This is a genomic window from bacterium, from assembly GCA_024228115.1.
In the GTDB taxonomy this organism is placed as follows: Bacteria; Myxococcota_A; UBA9160; order UBA9160; family UBA6930.
Genome location: JAAETT010000366.1, coordinates 1 through 3,530 on the forward strand (window position 1 = coordinate 1; position 3,530 = coordinate 3,530).

The following is a 3,530-nucleotide window of genomic DNA, read 5'->3' on the forward strand; positions in this document are numbered from 1 at the left end:
GTGACAGTCTGTGCGGTAGTATCCGGCTTCATGAAGGGGCCCTTGTTGAGGGGAAACGCGTGTCGCAACACGTTTCTACCGCAACTGGGGCCTTCTTCAATTCAGGAACGCGACTTCTTCATGAATTATTCGGGTTAGGGGGGCTCCCCGAAGGGAAGAGCGACCCTGAATAAACCGCTTCGGGCCACGTCGTACTCCGTGAGCGCCACCAACCAGGTAGCGCGAGAAACAGGAGTCGATGATGAAACGTTTCGCCACCCTTCCCTTGGCCGCCCTTCTGCTGCTCATCCCGGCGCTTCCGTCCGCCGCCAAACATTCGGATCGGGCCACCGCCAGGCATTCAGACCGAGCGGAGCGCGCCCACAGGCCGGCGATCCATCGCTCCCGGCACGAGATCGTGCATGCGGCCGTTCGCCTCGACCGGCTGACCACGAACCTGCTGCGCCATGCGCGCGAGGACACCCGGCACCCGGGACGCGCTGAACGACGCGCGCTCCGCAGGCTGAAGAACCTGCGGCATGAAGCCCGAGCGTTCCGGCACGCAGCGGAGAACGGTCGTCGGGTGCGAGCCCTGAATCGCGATTTCCGTGAGTTGGAGCGGAGCTTCGCGGGTGCTGCCCGACGCTTCCGCGCGTTGCATCCGGACCGTCCCTTGCGGAGGAATTTCCGTCGGGTCGCCCGGGCGGTCTCCCGCCTCGATCATGAGTTGGACGAGCGGCGGCTGGCCCGGGGACGCCATCACAAGCAGGCTCGCTACGAGGTCGCCCACCGCGGCTCGCGCAATCGCCACTAGGCGGCCTCGGAATGCACCCCTCTTGTGAATGCGGGGGGCGCCGAGCGGCTCTCGGGAATGCCCCGGGGGCCGCTCTTCGTTTCGGAGGTGGATCCGCACACGTGCGTTAGCGGCCCCGGTGCGGAGGTGCGAAACTTCCGCCATGAGTGCTCCTCCCCCGCTACGTCATGCCGTTGCAGTGATCGGCGGTGCCACCGCCGGTGCCGAGGTCGCTTCCCGGTTGGCCGATCATGGCTGCGCCGTCAGCGTATTCGAGCAGAACCCCCGGCCCTACGGGAAGATCGAGGATGGTCTTCCGCGCTGGCACGTGGGGCTGCGCAACAAGGAATACGAGGCCATCTCGGCCAAGCTCTCGAAGCCCTGGGTCCACTTCGTGCCCAACACGAAGGTCGGGCAGGATGTGGGTTTTGCCGAACTCTGCCGGGAATGGGGCTTCTCCGCGGTCGTCCTGGCCTGCGGCGCCTGGCGTGATCGGCAGCTTCCGATCGAGGGCGCGGACGACTGGATCGGCAAGGGACTCATCTACCAGAATCCGTTCATCATCTGGTTCAACCACAAGCACGAATCAGGCTATTCCGGCGAAACCTTCGAGGCCCAGGATGGCGCACTGGTGGTGGGCGGCGGGCTGGCGTCGATCGACGTGGCCAAGTTGCTGATGCTCGAGACCACCCTTGCGAAGCTGCGTGAGCGTGGCATCGATCTCGACCTGATCGAACTCGAAGTGAAGGGGATCCCGAAGATCCTGGCCCAGCACGATCTGAAATTCGAAGACCTCGGGCTCGAGGGCTGCACGATCTTCTACCGGCGGCGGCCAGAGGACATGCCGCTGGTCGAAATCCCCGACGGTGCCGACGAAGCCCGCGCCGACAAGGTGCGCAACGCCCGAAAACGATTGCTCGAGAAGGCAATGGAGAAGTTCCGCTTCCGACTCGAGGAGCTCTCCTCCCCGGACGCCCTGCTCACCGAAGGCGATCGCGTCGTGGGCTTGCGACTTCGACGGACGACCATGGAAAGCGGACGCCCGACGCCCACGGACGAGACCTACGAGCGACACGGCAGCTGCGTGATCAGCTCGATCGGCTCGATCCCCGAACCGATCCCGGAGATCGAGATGAAGGGGGAGCTCTTCGCGTTCACGGATTGGGATCTGGGGCGTCTGGATGGCTACCCGAATGTGTTCTCGGTTGGCAATGTCGTGACCGGCAAGGGCAACATCGTCGCTTCGCGCAAGCATGCAGGCGAAGTCGTCGAAGCCGCAATCGAGTCCTACCTGGGGCTCGGTGAGGACGGACATACGGCCGAAGCCGAACTCCCCAACAGGGAGGCGGAAGCGGCAGGTGAACAAGCCGAGCGAATCAGCGAGGCGATTGGAAAAACCGAACCGGCCTCAGCCGAAGCCCTCGGGCGCGCCCTCGAGAAAACGCGTGCGCGGCAAAAGGCCGTTGGCTACGACGGCAACTACGCCAACTGGATCGCTCGAGTGAGCCCTGAAGAACTGGACTAGCGGAGACCCGATGCAGCTCAAGTATGGATGCAACCCCCACCAGAGCTTTGCCTCGGTGGATCCCCTCGTCGAGGGCACGACGCCGATCGCACTCCTGAACGGCAATCCCTCGTACATCAATTTCCTGGATGCGCTGAACGCATGGCAGCTCGTGCACGAAGCGCGTGCGGCCACCGGCCTGGCCGCCGCTGCCTCCTTCAAGCATGTCTCGCCCGCTGGTGCGGCAGTAGCCCACCCGCTTTCCGAGACGTTGGCCCGCGCCTACGAAGTGGAAGGCAAGGATCTCACGCCGGCGGCGCTCGCCTACGTGCGCGCCCGCGGTGCGGATCCCAAATGCTCGTTCGGGGATTTCGCTGCGCTCTCGGATCCGGTCGACGTGGAGACCGCGAAGTTCCTGAAGGGTGTCGTCTCCGACGGGATCGTGGCGCCGGGCTTCGAAAAGGAGGCGCTGGAAATCCTCAAGGCCAAGAAGAATGGCGGCTTCATCGTGATCCAGGCGGATCCCAGCTATGTCGCGCCCGCCCGGGAAGAGCGGGAACTCTTCGGCATGAAGCTCGTGCAGGATCGCAACGCCCATGCGGTAGGTGCTGCGGAGCTCGACGGCGTGGTGTGTGGCGAGTTGACCGAGGCGGCACGTCGCGATCTTCTGCTGGGGTTGGTGGCGCTCAAATACACCCAATCGAATTCGGTGGGCTACGCCCTCGACGGACAGATGATCGGGATCGGCGCGGGCCAACAAAGCCGTGTGGATTGCACCAAGCTGGCCGGCAGCAAGGCCGATCTCTGGCACCTCGGGACCCATCCGAAGGTCCTGGGCCTCTCCTTCAAGAAGGGCGTCAAGCGCCAGGAGCGGATCAATTGGCGCGTCCGATACATCGAGGGGGACCTCACGTCCTTCGAAGAGGAAGCGCTACGCGAAGCGCTCGATCACCCGCTCGAGCCGCTCAGCGGCGATGAGCGAAAGGAGTGGATCGCCAACCTCGATGGCGTGTGTCTCGCCTCGGACGGGTTCATTCCGTTCCGCGACAACATCGACCACGCCCAGAAGCACGGCGTCCGCTTCATCGCCCAGCCGGGGGGCTCCACGCGCGACGGCGATATCGAAGATGCCTGCCGCGAGTACGGCATCACCCTCGTACACACGAAACTCCGCCTGTTTCACCACTAAAACAACAGCGGAGACGGCGATAACAATTGACAAATATCAGAAAAGTCAATTATAAATACAATCAC

3 protein-coding genes are annotated in these 3,530 nt (G+C 63.9%); all 3 read left to right on the top strand.

Features of this window, described 5'->3' with window-relative positions; all coding sequences use genetic code 11:
- Window positions 1-238: 238 nt before the first annotated feature.
- The gene (locus tag GY937_16125; protein ID MCP5058233.1) at window positions 239-793 is read left to right on the top strand and encodes a hypothetical protein; all 555 of its coding nucleotides are present in this window, start codon (window positions 239-241) and stop codon (window positions 791-793) included.
- Window positions 794-935: 142 nt separating this feature from the next.
- Window positions 936-2,297, top strand: a complete 1,362-nt coding sequence (locus GY937_16130; protein ID MCP5058234.1) for an FAD-dependent oxidoreductase — start codon at window positions 936-938, stop codon at window positions 2,295-2,297.
- A 10-nt stretch (window positions 2,298-2,307) separates the two neighbouring features.
- Window positions 2,308-3,465 (top strand): phosphoribosylaminoimidazolecarboxamide formyltransferase, encoded by a 1,158-nt coding sequence (locus GY937_16135; protein ID MCP5058235.1) that lies wholly within the window; start codon window positions 2,308-2,310, stop codon window positions 3,463-3,465.
- Window positions 3,466-3,530: the final 65 nt, after the last annotated feature.

Bases quoted from the DNA above. Each gene is read 5' to 3' on its own strand.
- GY937_16130 (MCP5058234.1), top strand. From the start codon at position 936: ATGAGTGCTCCTCCCCCGCTACGTCATGCCGTTGCAGTGATCGGCGGT.
- GY937_16135 (MCP5058235.1), top strand. From the start codon at position 2,308: ATGCAGCTCAAGTATGGATGCAACCCCCACCAGAGCTTTGCCTCGGTG.
- GY937_16125 (MCP5058233.1), top strand. From the start codon at position 239: ATGATGAAACGTTTCGCCACCCTTCCCTTGGCCGCCCTTCTGCTGCTC.